The following is an 18,516-nucleotide window of genomic DNA, read 5'->3' as shown; positions in this document are numbered from 1 at the left end:
ATAAAAGCATTTTAAACGCCCAAAATCCGAAGGTCAACGGATTTCAGCCACCGAGAAAACGCTTCAAGAGCTTTTGCCCTGTGGCTGATCTTGTTTTTTAATTCCTCAGGCATTTCAGCGAAACTCACGCCGTGTCCATTTGGTACAAACACGGGATCGTACCCGAATCCTTTATTTCCCGAGGGAAAAAACGATATAAAGCCTTCGATTTCGCCCCTGAAGAAAAAACTTTCTTTTAAAAAAGTGTATAAACATATCACACAAACGAATTTTGCTCTTCTGTCGCTTTGGTCTTTGAGGTTTTCAAGAAGCAACCTGACGTTGTCCTCGTAGGAAGCTTTTTCGCCGGCGTATCTTGCCGAATAAATTCCCGGTTCACCGGAAAGAGCGGAAATTTCGAGTCCGGTGTCGTCCGCCAGGGCGCTCATTCCAGCCCAAAGCGAAAAGGCGCGGGCTTTCTTAAGCGAATTCTCTTCGTAAGAAAATCCATCCTCGACGACAAATGGCGGCGTTTCAGGCAAAGATTCGGGAAAGACGAGTTCAATCCGGTCCGAGGAGAGTACGTCAGAAATTTCTCTTCGCTTATCCCTGTTGTTTGTCGCCAGCAGAATTTTCACTAAGACGTCCTATAGCTTTTTTTAAAGAACCGATTTCTTCGACGCTGGAAATCAGTGTGCCGTGTTTCCCCTGAACGATTACTGCTTCAGACAATCCCATTGCCAGCAGAGAATCTTCCGAAAGAAGTATGGAATTTTTCACGTTTTCAACTGACACGTTTCCAATCACAACATTGCCGTCTGCGTCGGGTTTTCTCAGTCTTCTGAGCGCGAGCCAGGATCCTACGTCGTCCCAGAAAAAATCGCACGAAACACATTTGACGTTTCGGGTTTTTTCTATTATTGCTATGTCTATCGGTTGTGATTGCGCTGCCGCATAAGCTCTTTCGAGGAAAATTCCGTCTTTTGTCTTCGCGTAATTTTTTAGCAAAGATATGGATTCATCGAAATGTGGAGCGTGTTTCCTGAATGCTTCAAGCATTACGTCGGTTCTGAATACGAACATCCCTCCGTTCCAGAGGTAATTGCCTTTCTCTAAATAAGACTTCGCCGTCGCGAGGTCCGGTTTCTCCCTGAACTGAGAAACTTCGTGCGAATTATCACCTGTTTTTTTTCCGATTTCTATGTATCCGTATCCCGTGTCCGCTCTGTCCGGTTCAATTCCGAAAATGACGATGTCGCCTTTTTCTGCCAGTTCGCAGGCCTGTTCCACGCATTTTTGGAATTTAATTTCGCCTTCTATTACATGGTCCGCGGGAAAAACGCCGATGGTCGCTTTTTCGAACATCACGCAGGCAAAAGCGACAGCCATGGCAGTGTTCTTTCCCTCCGGTTCAAAAATGATCCTGTTTTCCCCGTACCCTGCTTTTTTGAGAGGCTCTTTCAGCGACGATGTTGTAAGTATCCAGGTGTCGCCAGGCGAAAGAGTTTCCAGCCTTTCATAAGTCACATCAAGCATGCTCTTTTTGTCGGCGTTCCAAAGGGTTATGAACTGCTTCGGCCTTTCGGAGGTGCTCAGAGGCCAGAACCGTTCGCCTTTGCCTCCAGCAATTATTACTGAAGTGAGTTTGACAGGGGAGTTCAATTTCCCATGTCCGCGTCGACCAAAACCATTTGAATCGAACCTACCATTATTTTAAGGCTGACGAGAACCGGTATGTGCCAGTTGTCGTTAGTGTACCAGACTTCAAGACCGTCTCTGCTGGCAAAAATAGTGGCCCCTTCTACCGTGGCTCTTGCTACAACGCACTCAAACTCCCCAAGAGGAGTGCTGACTGTTTCGGAACGGAGGACGTCTATGTATCCGGAATAATTCTTTTTTGAATCATGAATGTTTATGGGATATTTCTCGCCAACTTCGAGAGGAAGCGTTCTGGCGTAATATATGCAGGACAGGAGGTCCTGCGTGTTATCTTCAATTGGAAATTTTTCTTCGTCATACAGCGCGACGTTCAATTCCGGAATAAAAATTATCTCTCTTTCAGCCCTGTATGATCCTTCTTCGATGTGCTTTACAAATTTCCTCGAAGACAGAAGTTCAATGTCCATGAAACTCTGATAAGTGTCGTCTATCCTGAATATTTTGGAAAAATAGTCGTTCGTTCTCAGGTAACTGACAATTTTATATGTCTGTCTTCCCGACACGGTTTCGTAGCTCTGAACTACCATGACCGCTTCCCCCGCTGTAATGGCTCCGTATTGTACTGAAAATCTCAGGTTCTCCCCCACCGACCAGGGAACTTCGGCGGATAAAAGAACTGAACAAAGCATAATCGCTATCAAAAGGAATTTTTTCACTGTTACCTCCGGTTTATTTCTTTCTTGAGCATTTCCAAAATGTCCTGATGGTTTACCTGCTCGGCTTCTGCGGTAAAACTCAGGACCAGTCTGTGTTTTAAAACGTAATCAATAAAAAAGAACAAATCGTCTTCATTCGGTGTGCTTCTGTTTTCGCTTGCGGCTTTTGCTTTGGCACCGAAAATCAGATTCTGGCAAGCCCTCGTCCCCGCTCCCCAAAGTATGTATTTTGAAGCCCATTTCGGTGAAGACTTCGACGGTCTGGTCGCTCTCGAGATTTCAACCGCTTTGTTCACCAAACTCTGAGAAACGGGGATTTTCTCGACAAGCTTTTTGAATTTTTCCATTTTTTGCTTACCAAGAACAGGAGAGAAGGTGACGTCCCTTTCGGATGTGGTATCAAGCGTTATCTTCGCTTCGTCCTGGGCCGATGGATAATCCATTGTATAGCTGAACATGAATCTGTCGAGTTCGGCTTCGGGTAGAGGGTAAGTCCCTTCCTGTTCGATTGGATTTTGAGTGGCCAGAACGAAAAAAGGCGAAGGCAGAGCGTATGTTTTGCCTGAAGCGGTGACCTGCCTCTCCTGCATGGCTTCGAGCAGAGCCGCCTGCGTTTTCGGAGGAGTTCTGTTTATCTCGTCAGCGAGAATAATGTTGGCGAACAAAGGGCCTTTTATGAATCTGAACTCCCTTTTTCCGGTCAGTGCGTCTTCTTCGAGAACATCAGATCCCGTGATGTCCGATGGCATTAGGTCCGGAGTAAACTGAATTCTCCTGAAATCGAGGTCAAGAAGAGACGCCACTGTCTGTACCGTAAGGGTTTTGCCGAGACCGGGTACGCCGATTATCAGACTGTGAGCGCCGCAGAGAAGAGAATAGATTATTACATCCGTCATCCTCTCCTGGCCTATTACGACTTGGTTAAGTTTTCTTTTAAGCTCCGAAAAAGTTTCGGAAAGTTCTTTCAAGGTTTCAATGTCGCTGATTTATCCTCCCTTGACTGTTCAGTTGAAATTTCTGCTGAAACGCCTGCCGGCTTCCTTGAGAATCATCATCTCTTCGACGGTGATGGATTCTTTACCCTGGTACTTAATCTTGGTCAGAATCCTGTCGAGTTCTCTTTTTATAGTCTCGTCGTCGTAAAATCTGATCAAATTTCCTGTTTTCAGCGTTTTGTCATCTTCACTTAAGGCTCTGTAAGGAATGTTGAACTGCGAATTTCTGCTCGAAATCTTCGTTTTTTTTAAAAACCTGAGATAAATAAAACCGAAAACCATGCCTCCGAGATGAGCCAGATGAGCTATGTTGGACGATCTGTCGGAAATAATCATCAGAATCTCGACGGCACCCAGTATCATGACGAGATATCTCGCTTTGACAGGAAAAAGAAAATAAAGATAAATTTTCCTGTCCGGAAATTCCAAACCGTACGCCAGAAGGAGCGCAAAAACGACTCCTGAAGCCCCGACGACCGGTATTAGTGAATTGTGACTTACGACTACCTGAAGCAACCCGGCGCCTATTCCGCCAATAGTAATGTATTTCAGGAATTCTCCGCTGCCCCAATGCGTTTCGAGTTCGGATCCGAACATCCAGAATACGAACAGGTTGAGAAACAGGTGAAAAAAACCGCCGTGAAGGAACACGTAGGTCACCAGCCTCCAAAGTTCAAAATTCTTCCACACCCTGAGCGGGACCAGTCCTAACTTTTGCGCGAGAATGTTCATGCCAACTTCGGGACCGGAAAAGAACTGAACTATAAAAACGCTCACACAGGCGATGATAAATACTTTAACCGCTATTCCGGAGCCTGACGACACGACAACTTTTCTCTGTTCATTCGGTCTGAACTCTATCTTCATGTCAGTCCTTTTTCCCCGACCGGGGATGGGCGGTTTTGTAAATGTCTTTCAGTCTTTTCAGAGACACGTGCGTGTAAATCTGAGTAGTCGTCGGGCTCGCATGACCCAGAAGTTCCTGAACAAACCTCAGGTCAGCTCCGTTGTCGAGAAGGTGAGTCGCAAAAGAATGCCTGAGCACGTGAGCGCCCATCCTTTCAGCAGTTATAAATGGGGTAATCGCCCTGTGCACTATTCTTCTGATTTCTCTTGTGTTTATTCTCGCTCCCCGTTTTCCCAAAAAAAGCGCATTGGAACCGTCTTTCGACTTTTCATTTTTTCTTTCATGGATGTAGTCCGCCAGCCGTTTCAAGAGAGCTTCGGGAAAAGGGGCGATTCTCGTCTTGTTTCTCTTGCCGAGAACACGTATCTCTCTTTCAGCGAGATTTACGTCCCCTATGTCAATGCGGGCGAGTTCTTCGGATCTTATGCCTGTGCTGTATAGCAGATCTATTATCACCTCGTCCCTGAAATTTTTCGGCGCGGACTGAGATTTTTTGTTCAAAAGAGAAGCCATGTCCTTTTCAGTCACGTAAGAAGGCAGGTACCTGTCTTTTTTCATGGGTGTTATTTTTTCAGCGGGACTTGCTTCTTTCATACTGCTCCTGAAAAAGTTCTTTATTACCGAAATCTTTCTCGCAATTGTCGTCTTTTTGCAATTTTCTTTCATTAACTTGACTACATACCCTCTGACGTGTTCAGTTGTGACGTCCTCAATTCCGGCTATATCCGCAAAAGTCCCGACAAACGAGAAAAAAGCGAGCAGGTCGGATCTGTAAGCCCTGAGTGTTTTTTCCGAAGAATCCTTCAGTACAGAAAGTTTCTTCAGGTAGTCGTTGATTTCAGATTCGTATTCATTCATCTCATATATTACTTTACTTAAGATTTTTTATTCATAGAATTATACTTTATGGATGAATCTTTAACCATATAAATATAACTTAACTCCGTCAGAAGGCACATGTCTGAAACTGTAAACATCGCCGGGGGCGGCCTTGCCGGCTGTGAGGCCGCACAGCTCTTAACGAATTCCGGCATTAAAGTCAATATTTACGAAGCCAGACCACTGGTGAAAACGGGGGCACACAGAACAGATTGCCTGGCCGAACTCGTCTGTTCAAATTCTTTCAAAAGCACCGAACTGACAAACGCGCACGGTTTGCTTAAAAGCGAAATGAAGTCTCTGGGTTCTCTCGTCATCGACTGCGCCGAAAAAACATCCGTTCCCGGCGGGAAAGCGCTCACTGTAGATAGAAACGGTTTTTCACGTCTAGTTCACGAAACGATCGAAAAAAACGTCAACATAAAAATCATCAGAGAAGAAGTGAAGTCGCCGTCAGAAGGGCTCTGGATAATCGCCACTGGTCCCCTGTCGTCCGAAAATATATGCAGTTGGATAAAGAATGTGACGGGACACGATTTTCTTTATTTCACCGATGCGATGTCGCCTATTGTGGAACTGGAACATATTGACCTCGATATCTGCTACATGGCGGGCAGGTACGGTTTTGGAGATGATTATCTCAATTGCCCTTTCGACACTGAAACCTATGAAAAATTCCTTAGAGAACTCGCCCTGGCACAGAGGGCTGAATCTCATCACGACGAAAATGTATTCTTCCAGGGATGTATGCCCGTTGAAGAAATAGCTGCGGGAGGTTACGACACGCTGAGATTCGGCCTTATGAAACCCAGGGGACTCAAAGATCCCCATACCGGCAAGGAACCGTTCGCGGTCTGTCAGCTGAGAAGAGAGAACAAAGAGATGAAAAGATGGAATATTGTCGGTTTCCAGACAAGACTCAAATATTCTGAACAAAAAAAGATATTTTTGTCCATACCTGGACTAAACGGCGCAAAATTCATAAGATACGGTCAGGCACACAGAAACACATACATCAATTCGCCGAAAATTTTAGAAAAAGACACCATGTTCATTAAAAACTTGAAGACTGCTGTTGCAGGTCAGTTGAGCGGGGTTGAAGGTTACACTGAATCCGCCGCATCAGGAATGCTTGCAGCGTTCTGCGTCCTCGCAAAGATAAAAAACATACAATTTGTTCCTCCACCCGAGCACACTCTCATGGGAGGACTTTTCAGGCACGTTCATGAAGAAAAAAGTGACTTTCAGCCCAGTGCCGCGAATTATTCCCTCGTCGAAGCGCCGGAAATGAGGTTTAAAAACAAAAAAGAAAAGCAGGCTTACATGTCTTCCCGCTCGATGGAAGCGATAATTCAATGGAGGAACGGTTTTCTGCGGGAAATTCTGTTTTAGATAATGACCTTGTGACAATAACTGCTGTGGCGATTCCACAAAAAACTTGACCTGCTCAGGATATATGTATTAATTGTATATTTTTGCAACAACCGGGGGAAGAATCATGACCATATCCATCGGCAGTGATCACAGAGGCTATCTTTTGAAAAAAACTCTCACGCGCTACCTGTCGGAAAAAGACATCGAAGTATCAGACGAAGGGTCTCATTCCCCTGAATCGGCCGACTACCCGGTTTTCGCTTCAGCCGTTGGACTAAAAGTGACTGAAAAAAAAGCCGATTTCGGCATTCTCGTATGCGGATCAGGCATAGGCATGAGCGTAGCCGCAAACAGGATAAAAGGAGTCAGGGCGGCTCTTTGCACGTCAAAAGAACAGATCCTCTCGAGCAGGCGCCACAACGACGCAAACGTTCTCGTTCTGGCCTCCGATCTGACGACCGAATACCTCGCGATAAGCTGGGTTGACGCCTGGCTGAACGAAAAATTCGAAGGCGGCCGGCACCAAAAAAGAATTCAGCAAATAGACAATAACTAAAATCAGGGGGGAACAAATGAGCGCTTTAAAAATAACGGATCCGGAAATATACGAAGCGATCATGGGAGAAACACGCAGACAAGCCGACAATCTCGAACTCATAGCTTCGGAGAACTTTGTCAGCGAAGCGGTCCTTGAGGCGATGGGTTCGGTAATGACAAATAAATACGCCGAAGGTTACCCCGGAAAACGCTATTACGGCGGATGCGAATTTGTCGACGTGGCCGAAAAAATAGCTCGGGACAGAGTTAAGGAGCTGTTCGGAGCCGAAAGAGCCAACGTCCAGCCGCATTCAGGAAGCCAGGCAAACATGGCGGCGTATTTCGCCCTCCTCAAGCCCGAGGAATGGCCAGAAGGAGCCCCCAAACCAGTAGTCATGGGGCTCGATCTTTCTCACGGCGGACATTTGACACACGGACATCCCATCAGTTTTTCTGGAATATTCTTCAACATGGTTCATTATGCCGTTGACCCGAAAACGGAACAGATTGACTTTTCAGCGCTGAAAAAACTCGCCGCTGAATCGAAACCGAAGCTGATAATCGCGGGAGCGAGCGCCTATCCACGGGAGCTGGATTTCACAAAATTCAAAGAAATTGCAGACGAAGTCGGGGCAAAACTCGTCGTCGACATGGCTCACATAGCCGGACTCGTCGCCGCCGGAATTCACAATTCTCCGGTGCCTCACGCAGACGCGGTGACTTCTACTACGCACAAAACCCTCAGGGGACCAAGAGGCGGACTGATTCTCTGCAAAAAAGACAATTACAACGACGTGAACAGATGGGTTTTCCCCGGAATTCAGGGAGGCCCTCTTGAACACATCATAGCCGCCAAAGCAGTCGCGTTCGGAGAAGCACTGAAACCCGAATTCAAGCAGTATCAGCACAAAATTGTTGAAAACGCAAAAGCTTTGTCGGAAGCGCTGAAGCAAAAAGGCTTCAGGCTTGTCACAAACGGCACCGACACCCATCTGATGCTCGTCGACCTCCGATCCAAAGGCGTTACCGGTAAGGCCGCCGAAGAAGCTCTGGATAAAGCCGGAATAACTGCAAACAAGAACACAATTCCTTTCGATCCTGAAAAACCTTTCGTCGCCAGCGGCCTGAGATTGGGAACTCCTTCAGTGACTACAAGGGGAATGGGAACAAATGAAATGAAGAAAATAGCTCTTCTCATAGACAAAGCTGTTTCGGCCATCAATGACGAAAGCGCTTTGTCCAGCGTCAAATCGGAAGTGGTCGATCTCACATCGGCCTTCCCTCTTTACGAGCAAAGGCTGGAAAGATGAAAAACGCCAAGATCTTCGCTCTGTCGTTTTTAATATTGTTTTTTTTGACCGGCTGTACTGAAAAGCCTGAAATACAACATCCCCAGGCAGAGGCGATAACGAACGCACTCGATTTTTCTTTCACTGAACGCGACGAATGGCTCGGTTTGTACATAGGTGGAAACAAAGTCGGGTACTCTGTGTATTCTCTCGAAACGCTCCCGGACGGCACAATTTCGGAAAAAGAATTCATGTTCATGCAGCTTACTGCCGGATCCAAGAACATGGAAATATCAACCAAAGGTATCAGCTTCGGATCGAGTGAAGGATTTGTAGACAGTTTCTTCTACAACATCAAATCACATGACCAGAATCTTCTTATGAGCGGCATCTACAGCAATGACAGTTTGTCATTTAAATCTTTCACAGACAACTCCGAGGAGTCGAGAAAAATCGCGTCCGAAAGGCTCCCTTTGAACATAGTTGAAGCCATAAGATTTTTCGGAACTGACAGCGTTGTGACGATGGAAATATTCGAACCGAGCACTCAGGAAGTCGTCAGTATAAACATAATAAACAGAGGTTTGGATACGACTTTCGATTTCGGAGAACTTCGTCATTACACGGTTGACCTTCTCGGCATACCGGTCGAACTGTGGCTCGACGAAAACAACATGTTCGTCAAACAGGAGATATCAGCCCTTCAGATGCTTCTGATAGCCGAACCGAAAGAGGTCGCCGAGAATATGTCATCGGCCGGACTTTCGCCCGATATTTACAAACAGTTCAGGGTCCGGTCTGACACGCGCATCGAGAATCCGACGTCCGTGTCCAGGCTTTTAATAGTTGCAGAGGGTCTCTCCACAGATATATCTTCTTTCAATCAAATTCAAAACGCCGACACCGTAGAGATTATAAGAAACACGGATTTATCCGAAGGTTCTTTTGTTCCGGATTCTGTTCTCGTTTACCTGGAACCTTCTCCTCTCATACAGTCTAAAGATACCAAGATAATCGAAAAAGCTTCGGAAATAACTTCGGGCATACGGATTCCCAGAGAAAAACTTTATGCGCTTAATCAGTGGGTCTTCCGCAATCTGATAAAAGAACCGACTTTCACCGTTCCATCTTCCGCAGACATCCTCAATTCGATGAAGGGCGACTGCAACGAGCATTCCACTCTGCTTTGCGCTTTGCTCAGAGCGAGCGGAATTCCTTCGAGACTGGCAGTCGGTGTGGTTTACGCCAACAACGACGGATTTTACTATCACGCCTGGTGCGAAGCCTACGTTGACGGCTGGATATCCGTCGATCCCACTTTCGGCCAGAATTCAGCCGACGCTACTCATCTGACAATTTCGAGGGGTAACAGCGCGGAACAGGCGAGAATCATGACGGTAATGGGAAAATTATACATTAAAGTCCTTGAAGTGGATTACTGAATCCAAACCTTTCAGGACTCGGACAGCAGTTTTGAACCCACCGCCCAATTGCTCCTTTTGACCTCGTCAAACACTACGTAGGTCGCGTTTTGCGGTTTACCCGCAACTTCTTCGAGAAGCTTTGCTATTCCGTTTGCTATCATTTTTTTCTGTTCGTTTTTTAACTCTCCGGCCACCCGTACTTCGACGTAAGGCATTTTGTCTCTCCTTCCATGCGTCAAAAAAATGTTTGGACTTCAAAAATCTATGAAATTGAAAGGAACAGAAACCACAACGGGAGCAAGTGAAGAATCCTCGAGAGGCTGAAATCTCCATTTACGGACAAGTTCCAACAGTCTTCTTTCAAAATTGCCGTCGTCGAGAGTTGAAGAAACTATGGCCGCTTCGAGCACTTCACCGTTTGAAGCTATCGTTATCGATACCACCGCCTTTCCGCTGAGGCTCGGATTCAGCTCTCTCGATGAATTGAAAATATGACTCACCGCAGAAAAATGCCTTGTGACGACTCTGCTGATGGATTCACTGGACCTCTGTGACATCGTCGCGGGATCTCCGGTGAGAGTAGGAGGATAAGACAGCTCGATTCTGGTGCTGTGCGTCAATTCACCTCCTGTTGACTGGAAATTCAGGGCTTGAGTGTCTGATGCAACAGTCCTCATTACCATGCCGCCGCCCATGGGCAAATGTGATAAAGGTGACCCTCCTGTAAGAGAGATCGACGATGGGTCGGCAAGCAGATCCTGAATTGTAGCATCTCCGGAAGACAGTCCGCCTTGATAAACGGTCGGGGCGGTCATCACTCTCAGCGCTCTCTGAACCCGCGGCTGTGTGACGGAAAAGCCGTTTACAGAAGTTGACGATGAAGCGCCTGATCCGGCAAAAGAGACTGTGTGAACATTTGAAGGCGTTTGAAGTCCGTTCGTTTCAGCTCTCTTTCTGAATATTCTTTCAAACATCTCATCGTCCGCCATTCTGACTTTCCATTCGTAGTAAGACTCGAGCCCCAGGTTCAGGGGAGGGTTAGGAATAAAAGTAAAAACAATTATCATGACCATCCAGAAAGATAAAAAGCCGCCCAGAATAACCGAATTGAAGTTTTCTCCGTTCTCTTTCTCCTTTGCCAAACTCTTCATCATTCTGTCGTGGGGTCTTCCGGCAAACAGATTAAAAGATATTTCCTTGGCGGATTCTTTATCAGAATTTTCGCAGAGAAGTTCGAGAAAGACATCACTTTGCCCGTTTTCTTCAATGATGTCAGATTTTTCGAGCAGTTCTTCTATGCAAATAATCTCAGAACTTATATCGGAATCTATAACTTTCTCCTCTGAGACAATGTCATGTTCTGCGACAAAATTAACGTCGGACTCGGTCTCGTTTTTTAAAACGCCTTCGTTGGAAAGTTTCGGCTGAATTTTGTTTTTTCCGGAATAGTCGTCCTTATCCGCTCCGGATTGCTTCTCAAGTTGTATTAACAATTCGCTGATGTCTCTGGAGACATCGGATTCACCCTTCATTCAATCATGCTCCAGGAAAATATCCTGCCGGCGTTTTCTTTGTCTCTTCTGTACGAATGAAAAATCCCTGGATTGTGATGCGTGCAGAGCCGTGAAACGATGAATTTTTCAATTTCTCTTTCTCTCAAAATGCTTTCGGCAAACCCGGACAGGTCAAGCCGCTGTCCGTCTTTTAATTTCACGACGGAACTATCGGGAAAAAGCATGGACACGTCTTCTTTAACTTCGTAGCACTTTGAGCAAATGTGAGGATGAATGACACAGACCATTTTATCGGGTTCAGCGCCCAGAGAAATCATTCTTTGAAGTCCGAGTTGAAGTATGCCGTCATGAAGCCCTCTCCAACCGCAGTGAAATATTGCGATGATATGCCTGACCGGGTCATATAGGGACACCGGCATACAGTCTGCTGTTTTTACACCTATCGCGATACGTCTTTGTTCAGTGATGATACCGTCGCAATCAAGAGGCTTCTCGCCGGGAAAAACAGCCGTCTTGTTTGAATGAACCTGTTTTACAGGGAAAACGAAAGCTTCGGCTCCGGTTATACTTGAAATCTTTTTTTCTTCAAAAACAAAATGCCTCGTGCCCGTGAAGAAGACAGCTCCATCCAGCCGGGCAATCTCAACGGCGTTTATCATCCTTCCCCTGTCCTGAGATCCTTGATGTTTGCCTGAATTTTTTTCCTTCCGTTAAAAACGTTGAGGCTGAGACTGTATATTACATCTCCGCACTTGCCCCTGACTTCGTCCGCCAGGTGTCCTAGGCCGAATCCTATGGAATCTATTTTGCCTCTTTTTGTTACGAGGAGCATTTTTAGATGCTTTGAGCCTACAACTTTAACATCTGCAAAAGCCACGTCTCTGGCAAGGAACAAAGGTTTATCGTTGCAATAACCGAAAGGAGAAAGTCTTGAGACGTCATTAAAGAGGCGAAAATCGTCAAAAGCAGGTGTGTGCTCACCGGAAACTTCTATTGTTTTTTCCGGAGTTGATCCGTCGTTTTGGATTGAAACCAGAGAAAAGAAGCGTTCTCTGAAAACTTCAAAATTCTCACTTTTTATTGTCACTCCCACCGCCTGTGAATGCCCCCCGAAAGTTTCAAGAAATTCCGAGCATTTCTCGAGGTTCTTAATCATGTCGAATTGTTTGCCTGGGCTCCTTCCGGAACCTTTGAGAATGTCGCCGTTTTTTTTCAGCAGTATGGCGGGTTTGTTGAAATTTTCGCTCAGTCTCGAAGCTCCGAGTCCCAATATGCCGAGGTGCCAGTTGCTGTTTTCGAGAATTATCGCCGGAGGAAGAGATTCCGTTTTCGTTATCATCTCCTGAGCTTCGTTCTCTATCCTTTCCATTTCATTTCTTCGCCAATCGTTGTACGATTCGAGTTCTCTGGCGAACATGGACGCCGCCTTGAAATCTTCTGAAATCGAAAGAATCTCGAGAGCCGCACTCGCGTCTCCTTTCCTTCCTGCTGAATTAAGCCTCGGACCGAGAACGAACCCGAGATCGTACTCGTCGGCCTCTTCGGGTTTTCTTCCGGCTATTTGCAGAAGCGAGGTGATACCGGCGTGGTTTTGACCGGCTATTTTTTTCAAACCTTCTCTGACAATAATCCTGTTGTCTCCCGAAAGCGGAACGATGTCTGCGTAAGTTCCTATGGCAGTGATGTCAAGGAATTGTTCGGGTTCGACGTCACCCAATTTTTCGTCAAGCGCTCTTATCAATTGAAAAGCGACTCCGCATCCGGCGAACGGGGTAATTTCGTTTTCAAGATGAGGATTGACGATTGCGAGAGCTCGCGGAAGGTCTGGCCCAGGAGGATGATGATCGGTGATTATAATTTCCTTTCCCTGCCCGTTGATGAATTCAACTTCTGCGACCGAACGCACGCCGTTATCAACAGTTATGATGAGCGAAAATTCGTCCATTTTTTTTATGTTGTCAATGCAGAGTCCGTATCCTTCTTCGAGCCTGTTGGGTATGAATGGAATAGCGGTCGCTCCGGCTGAATTCAAAACTTTAGTCAGCATTGCAGTTGCGCAAACACCATCGGCGTCGTAATCTCCGTACACTATAATCCTCTCGCCTTTTCGAACTGCTTTTTGTACTCTGTCTACAGCCTTTTCCATACTGCCGAAAACAAAAGGCGAAGAAATGTTTTTGTAATCGGGGTTGAGAAATTTGTCAAAATCCTCTTCGCTCAGTGATTTCTGCAAAAGCAGTTTCGCGACGACAGAATGAACATTGAATTTACTGGATATCCCGGTCGCTTGAGTGGCGGAGACGTCAGGGGGAAAGATCCACCTGTAGATTTTACCTTTCATAAGGAAAGAGTGCAATATATGAACTTCAAAGTCAACATCATAAATGTTAACATTTATTTCCGTATCTGATATATTTATCTGGTGAAATCCGTCGGAACTTTAACCGCAAAATACCCGTTTCTGGAACCCGTTGCGTGGTATTTTGAGAACGAACAAGAAAAATTCCTCACAAGGAAACTTCCGCTCAATGAAAAAGCTTCCCGTTTAAAGGTCAGAGAAGAAAATATTGATGTCACATCAAAAAACTCGATAACTAAAAATCCCGACTTGGTCCTTTTTTTAAAAAACTCTGTACTGCCGCTTCTCTCACCTGATGATCCGTTAAGAAAAATGCTCGAAAAAGAAAAAACACCTTCGGGTGGATGTAGCCGTCTGTTCGACATGGAAGACATCACTCCCGAGCTGAAAAACCTTGTGAGCCCTTCCGTGAAAACATTCGGGTTCTTTCCCGAAAGATCTCACTGGCTAAAAAATAATTTCCGAGAATATTACACTCTTTCAGAATATCCCGACCTTGCAGTTTTTTTTGACGTGTCATGCACGAAAAACAAAATGGGCGCCGTGCAGACCCTGATGCTGAAAAAAAACGAATATTCCATAGAAAAAATAATTGTAAAAGACAGAATCGACATAAAAAAACTTTCCAGACTGAAAGAAGACCCTTCTTTGGCTTTAAAAACCCTTCAATCCGTACTGCGATGTGTCGAGAAAATCAAGCTACCATACAACCTGAGACGCCTTCCCGCTCATTATCATCCACTTCTCGAAAAAATATCGGATTCAATGGGATTTCCCCCTCTCGCCTCTTTGAAACTGAAAAGCGAGATCCTCACCGGAACATACATAATTTCCTGGACGCGTTGAAAACACTGGATTCCAAAACAGGGTACAACTTTTACAGCGAAAAATACTTTAAGCACCACGCCTATCTCGATTCGTTCGACAGAACGGAATTCGTCGAACATCTTGAAAAATCGGTTCTGACACTGGATATTGGCGCCGGTGACGGCAGATTATTCGCCGAGTTGAAAAAAAGATCATTGACTGTAGTAAGCCTGGACCTGGCAAAAGAAATTCTTAAAAAAAACAGCGGTTCAAAAAATCTCCGGGTGGTCGCGGACGCTCTCTGCCTCCCGTTTAAAGACGCCTGTTTTGACCTGGCTGTCGCATCGTTCCTCATGGTTCATATTGAACACCCGGAAGAATTATTTTCATCTGTTTATGAGATACTAAAACAAAACGGCCGTTTCGTTTTCAACATTATACCTCAAAAAACACCTCTTTCGCTCAACGTCTTCAACAAAAAATTCAAAATCGAATCTTTTTATCACTCTCCGTCAAAAGTTGAAAATAAGTTGAAATACAGCAATTTCATTTTCAGCAGAGAAGAGATAATTAAAGAAAGAGGAAAATGGACGAGTATAATTTACGATTGCCGGAAATTCTGAATTAATCGACGGTGAACTTCAGCCGCCAGTCCGATATCTCGAAAATCAATTCACCCTGAAAATCAGACATTTCAAGGCTGTCGCTTTCAATAAGGTCTCCTGATATGACAAAGACATTGTCCATCGCGGAAAGACTCTGAGAGGGTATGACCGGAACTTTTAAAAACAATGTACTCCTGTCGTAGGGTCCGGGACCGACGACTCCTATGTCCAGTCCCCTGGGATATATGCCTCCAATTCCCGTAGATATTATTCTGCTTCCTTCGGCTATGTCTACATCCGCGGAGACCTGAAAAGTCAGGTTTCTGCCTCTTCCGTCCCAGCTGACGATGCCTATCTGGTTCGATCTGAGATCCATCGCACTTATCCTGAAATTGAGATCGTAATAGGTCTGGACAATTGAATAGTTCGACATGACTTTTATCAGTTTTCCGACAATGCCGTTTACACCGATAACAACCGAATTTCTGTAGAGGCCGTCTCTGTACCCCTTTCCTATCGTCAGTGAAAAGTTGGCATAATCCTCCGACCGGGAAATTATCTCCGCCGGTATTAGTCTGAAAGAACTGTATTGCCTGAAACCCAGGAGTTTGTTCAGATTCTCGTTCTCTCTTATCAGCTCTTCATATGTAATCCTGTTGAGGACCATGTAAGCGAGCTGTTTTCTTAATTTTTCATTTTCTTCTCTCAGATGCTTGTATTCTCTGAAAGCTGCAGCTATTTTCATGACTTTCGTAACCGGATTCGGAGAAACAACCGATAGTACGACGTGTCTTGCCTGGAAGTCCAGAATTATAAGAAAAAAGGAAAAAACCAGGATCAATACAAGGCTGAAAGTGTCAACCTTATGATTTGACTGGGTTTCAGTGTCTATTCTTCGTCGCCTTTTTTGATTACTTTTTCAAACTTGTCCATGTTCGCCAGTATTTTTCCCGCTCCTCGGACTACGCATTCAATTGGGTTGTCAGCCACCCTGACCCTTATGTTTATCTCTTCCTGTATCAATGCGGAAAGGCCGTAAAGCATGGAGCCCCCTCCGGTCATGAGTATGCCTTTGTCAACTATGTCTGAACTCAGTTCCGGTTTTGTTTTTTTCAGAGTTTCCTGTACTGCAGCGACTATCATTTTCACAGGCTCTCTTATTGCTTCCCTGACATCACTCGAACTGAGTTTAATGCTTTTGGGTATTCCCGTGTCGTAATTCATTCCCCTGACTTCCATCTCTCTATCTTCGTCGAGGACAAAAGCTGATCCTATTTTTTTCTTTATCTCCTCTGCTGTATTGAGGCCTATGTCCAGATGAAAATTATTTTTGAGCCATCTTTGTATATATTCGTCTACCTCGTCTCCTCCAACTCTCGCAGACCCTTTCGCTACAAGGCCGGACAATGCTATAACCGCTATTTCTGTGGTTCCGCCGCCAATATCTATGATCATGCTTGCGCTGGGAGAAAGGACATCAATGTCAACTCCTATCGCGGCCGCTATCGGTTCGTATACGAGAAAGACTTCTCTCGCTCCTGCGTGTTCGACAGAATCCCTGACTGCCCTGCTTTCAACTGCAGTTATACCTGTCGGGACAGAGACAAGAACTCTCGGGTGACCCATGAGTCCTTTTTTCTGCTGTTGATGAATAAAATACCTCAACATTTCTTCTACAAGAGAAAAATCGGCTATGACACCGTCTTTCATCGGCCTCACGGATTCAAGACCGCCCGGGGTTCTTCCGTACATCCTTTTTGCTTCGTCTCCCACGGCGACAATACTTTTATCACTGACACGGTAAGCTATGACTGAAGGCTGATTTAAAACGATTCCTTCGCCTTCTATATAAATCAGCGTGGAGGCTGTTCCAAGATCGATGGCCATATCATTGGACATCATACTCGAAAATGTCTTTCTCAATCTATTTATCTGAAAAGCCATAAATACATCACTCCGTTCCTACAAGTATACTTATAAAGTGGCTTAATTGACAGTTTTATATATACTTAAAGAGACCTGATGTCAAGTTATTTTAACTTTGTGGCGGCTTCGAGCGCTACAGTTCCAGTTTCTTTTTCGACTTTTTCTATAAAAGAGTCGTCCGGTTTCTCATTTTCCGACCTGTTTACAATTACTCCGCAGACGGTTCCGCTTTTTAAACCGAAAACGCTTGCCATAACGAACAGAGCTGAAGATTCCATTTCATAATTGAGAACTTTCAGCTTTTTCCATTCCTCCATGGAGCCTCTGTAATCTCTTATTATGTGGCCGGTAAAAGTGTCGTATCTTTCCTGCCCCGGGTAAAACGTGTCGCTCGTTACAGTCACTCCGATGTGATGCCTGATTTTAAATTTTTTTGCCGATCTTACAAGAGCGTTGACGATGTCATAAGAAGCGACAGCGGGATATGACATCGGAGCGTAGTGTCCTGAAGTGCCATCGAGCCTCACGGCCGCAGTGCTTACTATTAAGTCCCCCGGAAGTATGCCCGGCTGGATCGCTCCGGTCGTTCCTACTCTAATGAAGTTCTCAATTCCCAAATGGGCCAGTTCTTCCACGGCGATGGCCAATGAAGGACAGCCGATTCCTGTAGATATCACGAGAATGGGAATATTCTGAACCGTGCAAAGTGCACTAAAGAATTCTCTGTTGCTGGTAAGTTTTTTGAAATTATTTTTTCCGGCAAGAGAAGCGATTTTTTCGACTCTCATGGGATCTCCGGGGAGAAGAGCCGTCTTGACACCGCCGATATCTTTCTCGGAAAGTTTTATGTGATAAGCTTTCATATTTACAAATCTTTTCCGTAGTGAATCACTATTGTCAGAAAGACATTTTCAATCTGGAATTTTTTCCAGTATTTTTCTATCGTACCGTCAGTCCAAACGCTTCCTGTGTCTGTAAAGGCATACAAAGTGTCGTATGGCGCGGTAAAAGCTTCGTCACTGGAAAAGACCTGTTTTTCTCCGGAAAACAAAACAGTTGTAAACGGCGTCGCTGAGCTGGACATCGCCTGAAGCGCGACTCTCTTCTCGAGAACACTCTGATCCAACAGAACGGCGATCGTCCTTTCCGAAGAGTAAACCACGTAGAATGGTTCGAGGCTGAAATTGAACCCAAAATCACCTTTGTCGGCCTCAAATTCGATTTCGGGCGGATAATAACGCTTCGAAGATGAATCAGAAATCATTAGTCCTTTCACGTTGACCGGATCGACATCATATAGAGAGACTATTATAAGGCTGTCTTGTAAATCTCCTTGCGACAATATCTCGAGTCTTCCTTTCCACTGTGACAAATAACTCTTGAGGCCTGAAATAACCTGTTCAGCTTTGACTGGCAGGGCGCTGCCGACATTCATGGGGACAACGTTTTTTGAGGAATTGAATCTGACGGCGGAAAATACGAATCCCGCGGCAAAGCCGAGAATAAAAACCAGCAAAAAAACAGGACCGATAAAGATTTTTTTCAT

At 45.3% G+C, this 18,516-nt stretch carries 20 protein-coding genes; 6 read left to right on the top strand and 14 right to left on the bottom strand.

Going from position 1 to position 18,516, the window contains the following annotated elements:
• Window positions 1-11: 11 nt before the first annotated feature.
• The 6 genes from rdgB to JXL83_06125 all read right to left on the bottom strand — a co-directional run bounded on the left by rdgB (window position 12) and on the right by JXL83_06125 (window position 4,922).
• Window positions 12-617, bottom strand: a complete 606-nt coding sequence (gene rdgB, locus JXL83_06150) for an RdgB/HAM1 family non-canonical purine NTP pyrophosphatase (protein MBN2363695.1) — start codon at window positions 615-617, stop codon at window positions 12-14.
• Window positions 583-1,641 carry a mannose-1-phosphate guanylyltransferase gene (locus tag JXL83_06145; GenBank protein ID MBN2363694.1) on the bottom strand — a complete coding sequence of 353 codons (1,059 nt, stop codon included), beginning with the start codon at window positions 1,639-1,641 and terminating at the stop codon, window positions 583-585. Before JXL83_06145 ends, rdgB begins: the two co-directional genes overlap by 35 nt.
• Window positions 1,638-2,354: a DUF3108 domain-containing protein gene (locus JXL83_06140; GenBank protein MBN2363693.1), complete on the bottom strand. Its 717-nt coding sequence runs from the start codon at window positions 2,352-2,354 to the stop codon at window positions 1,638-1,640. Before JXL83_06140 ends, JXL83_06145 begins: the two co-directional genes overlap by 4 nt.
• A gap of 2 nt (window positions 2,355-2,356) precedes the next feature.
• A complete protein-coding gene (locus JXL83_06135) occupies window positions 2,357-3,250 on the bottom strand; it encodes an AAA family ATPase (protein MBN2363692.1) in 894 nt (297 codons plus the stop codon).
• Window positions 3,251-3,358: 108 nt separating this feature from the next.
• Window positions 3,359-4,216, bottom strand: coding sequence for a rhomboid family intramembrane serine protease (locus JXL83_06130; GenBank protein ID MBN2363691.1), 858 nt, complete (start codon window positions 4,214-4,216; stop codon window positions 3,359-3,361).
• A gap of 1 nt (window position 4,217) precedes the next feature.
• Complete coding sequence (locus JXL83_06125; protein MBN2363690.1) at window positions 4,218-4,922, bottom strand: tyrosine-type recombinase/integrase; 705 nt, start codon at window positions 4,920-4,922, stop codon at window positions 4,218-4,220.
• Window positions 4,923-5,213: 291 nt separating this feature from the next.
• Between JXL83_06125 and trmFO the strand changes: the two genes are divergently transcribed.
• From trmFO to JXL83_06105, 4 genes are all read left to right on the top strand, one after another.
• On the top strand, window positions 5,214-6,527 hold the full coding sequence (trmFO, locus tag JXL83_06120; protein ID MBN2363689.1) for a methylenetetrahydrofolate--tRNA-(uracil(54)-C(5))-methyltransferase (FADH(2)-oxidizing) TrmFO: 1,314 nt from the start codon (window positions 5,214-5,216) through the stop codon (window positions 6,525-6,527).
• A 106-nt stretch (window positions 6,528-6,633) separates the two neighbouring features.
• On the top strand, window positions 6,634-7,065 hold the full coding sequence (gene rpiB, locus JXL83_06115) for a ribose 5-phosphate isomerase B (protein ID MBN2363688.1): 432 nt from the start codon (window positions 6,634-6,636) through the stop codon (window positions 7,063-7,065).
• 16 nt (window positions 7,066-7,081) lie between these two features.
• A complete protein-coding gene (locus JXL83_06110) occupies window positions 7,082-8,356 on the top strand; it encodes a serine hydroxymethyltransferase (GenBank protein ID MBN2363687.1) in 1,275 nt (424 codons plus the stop codon).
• Window positions 8,353-9,777, top strand: a complete 1,425-nt coding sequence (locus tag JXL83_06105; protein ID MBN2363686.1) for a transglutaminase domain-containing protein — start codon at window positions 8,353-8,355, stop codon at window positions 9,775-9,777. Before JXL83_06110 ends, JXL83_06105 begins: the two co-directional genes overlap by 4 nt.
• A gap of 11 nt (window positions 9,778-9,788) precedes the next feature.
• On the opposite strand, the gene JXL83_06100 is transcribed toward JXL83_06105, so the two are convergent.
• The 4 genes from JXL83_06100 to recJ are packed head-to-tail and all read right to left on the bottom strand — an operon-like array spanning window position 9,789 to window position 13,614.
• Complete coding sequence (locus JXL83_06100) at window positions 9,789-9,974, bottom strand: 4-oxalocrotonate tautomerase family protein (GenBank protein MBN2363685.1); 186 nt, start codon at window positions 9,972-9,974, stop codon at window positions 9,789-9,791.
• A gap of 39 nt (window positions 9,975-10,013) precedes the next feature.
• Window positions 10,014-11,291 (bottom strand): TonB family protein, encoded by a 1,278-nt coding sequence (locus tag JXL83_06095; protein MBN2363684.1) that lies wholly within the window; start codon window positions 11,289-11,291, stop codon window positions 10,014-10,016.
• Window positions 11,288-11,932, bottom strand: coding sequence for a polyphenol oxidase family protein (locus JXL83_06090; GenBank protein ID MBN2363683.1), 645 nt, complete (start codon window positions 11,930-11,932; stop codon window positions 11,288-11,290). The genes JXL83_06095 and JXL83_06090 overlap by 4 nt, the downstream gene beginning before the upstream one ends.
• Window positions 11,929-13,614 (bottom strand): single-stranded-DNA-specific exonuclease RecJ, encoded by a 1,686-nt coding sequence (gene recJ, locus JXL83_06085; protein ID MBN2363682.1) that lies wholly within the window; start codon window positions 13,612-13,614, stop codon window positions 11,929-11,931. Before recJ ends, JXL83_06090 begins: the two co-directional genes overlap by 4 nt.
• A gap of 81 nt (window positions 13,615-13,695) precedes the next feature.
• Here recJ and JXL83_06080 point away from each other — a divergent pair, with 81 nt between their 5' ends.
• Entirely contained in the window at window positions 13,696-14,478 is a 783-nt protein-coding gene (locus tag JXL83_06080) for a hypothetical protein (GenBank protein ID MBN2363681.1), read from the top strand.
• Window positions 14,475-15,062, top strand: coding sequence for a class I SAM-dependent methyltransferase (locus tag JXL83_06075; GenBank protein ID MBN2363680.1), 588 nt, complete (start codon window positions 14,475-14,477; stop codon window positions 15,060-15,062). The genes JXL83_06080 and JXL83_06075 overlap by 4 nt, the downstream gene beginning before the upstream one ends.
• A 1-nt stretch (window position 15,063) precedes the next feature.
• Here the strand turns inward: JXL83_06075 and mreC are convergent, their stop codons facing one another.
• From mreC to JXL83_06055, 4 genes are all read right to left on the bottom strand, one after another.
• On the bottom strand, window positions 15,064-15,885 hold the full coding sequence (mreC, locus tag JXL83_06070; protein ID MBN2363679.1) for a rod shape-determining protein MreC: 822 nt from the start codon (window positions 15,883-15,885) through the stop codon (window positions 15,064-15,066).
• A gap of 47 nt (window positions 15,886-15,932) precedes the next feature.
• Entirely contained in the window at window positions 15,933-16,946 is a 1,014-nt protein-coding gene (locus JXL83_06065; protein ID MBN2363678.1) for a rod shape-determining protein, read from the bottom strand.
• Between the two features lie 128 nt (window positions 16,947-17,074).
• Window positions 17,075-17,833, bottom strand: a complete 759-nt coding sequence (udp, locus tag JXL83_06060) for a uridine phosphorylase (protein ID MBN2363677.1) — start codon at window positions 17,831-17,833, stop codon at window positions 17,075-17,077.
• A gap of 2 nt (window positions 17,834-17,835) precedes the next feature.
• On the bottom strand, window positions 17,836-18,516 hold the full coding sequence (locus JXL83_06055) for a hypothetical protein (GenBank protein MBN2363676.1): 681 nt from the start codon (window positions 18,514-18,516) through the stop codon (window positions 17,836-17,838).

This window comes from candidate division WOR-3 bacterium, assembly GCA_016934535.1.
Taxonomy (GTDB): Bacteria; SDB-A; SDB-A; order SDB-A; family SDB-A; genus JAFGIG01.
Note: the sequence above shows the minus strand (reverse complement) of the source record. Positions and strands in the feature narration are given on the sequence as shown.

What these genes read in the sequence shown, in the direction of transcription:
- trmFO (MBN2363689.1), top strand. Translation starts at nt 5,214, where the DNA reads ATGTCTGAAACTGTAAACATCGCCGGGGGCGGCCTTGCCGGCTGTGAG.
- JXL83_06105 (MBN2363686.1), top strand. Translation starts at nt 8,353, where the DNA reads ATGAAAAACGCCAAGATCTTCGCTCTGTCGTTTTTAATATTGTTTTTT.
- JXL83_06100 (MBN2363685.1), bottom strand. Translation starts at nt 9,974, where the DNA reads ATGCCTTACGTCGAAGTACGGGTGGCCGGAGAGTTAAAAAACGAACAG.
- JXL83_06065 (MBN2363678.1), bottom strand. Translation starts at nt 16,946, where the DNA reads ATGATGTCCAATGATATGGCCATCGATCTTGGAACAGCCTCCACGCTG.
- JXL83_06135 (MBN2363692.1), bottom strand. Translation starts at nt 3,250, where the DNA reads ATGACGGATGTAATAATCTATTCTCTTCTCTGCGGCGCTCACAGTCTG.
- udp (MBN2363677.1), bottom strand. Translation starts at nt 17,833, where the DNA reads ATGAAAGCTTATCACATAAAACTTTCCGAGAAAGATATCGGCGGTGTC.
- JXL83_06125 (MBN2363690.1), bottom strand. Translation starts at nt 4,922, where the DNA reads ATGAAAGAAAATTGCAAAAAGACGACAATTGCGAGAAAGATTTCGGTA.
- JXL83_06055 (MBN2363676.1), bottom strand. Translation starts at nt 18,516, where the DNA reads ATGAAAAAAATCTTTATCGGTCCTGTTTTTTTGCTGGTTTTTATTCTC.
- JXL83_06110 (MBN2363687.1), top strand. Translation starts at nt 7,082, where the DNA reads ATGAGCGCTTTAAAAATAACGGATCCGGAAATATACGAAGCGATCATG.
- JXL83_06130 (MBN2363691.1), bottom strand. Translation starts at nt 4,216, where the DNA reads ATGAAGATAGAGTTCAGACCGAATGAACAGAGAAAAGTTGTCGTGTCG.
- rpiB (MBN2363688.1), top strand. Translation starts at nt 6,634, where the DNA reads ATGACCATATCCATCGGCAGTGATCACAGAGGCTATCTTTTGAAAAAA.
- JXL83_06090 (MBN2363683.1), bottom strand. Translation starts at nt 11,932, where the DNA reads ATGATAAACGCCGTTGAGATTGCCCGGCTGGATGGAGCTGTCTTCTTC.
- recJ (MBN2363682.1), bottom strand. Translation starts at nt 13,614, where the DNA reads ATGAAAGGTAAAATCTACAGGTGGATCTTTCCCCCTGACGTCTCCGCC.
- JXL83_06095 (MBN2363684.1), bottom strand. Translation starts at nt 11,291, where the DNA reads ATGAAGGGTGAATCCGATGTCTCCAGAGACATCAGCGAATTGTTAATA.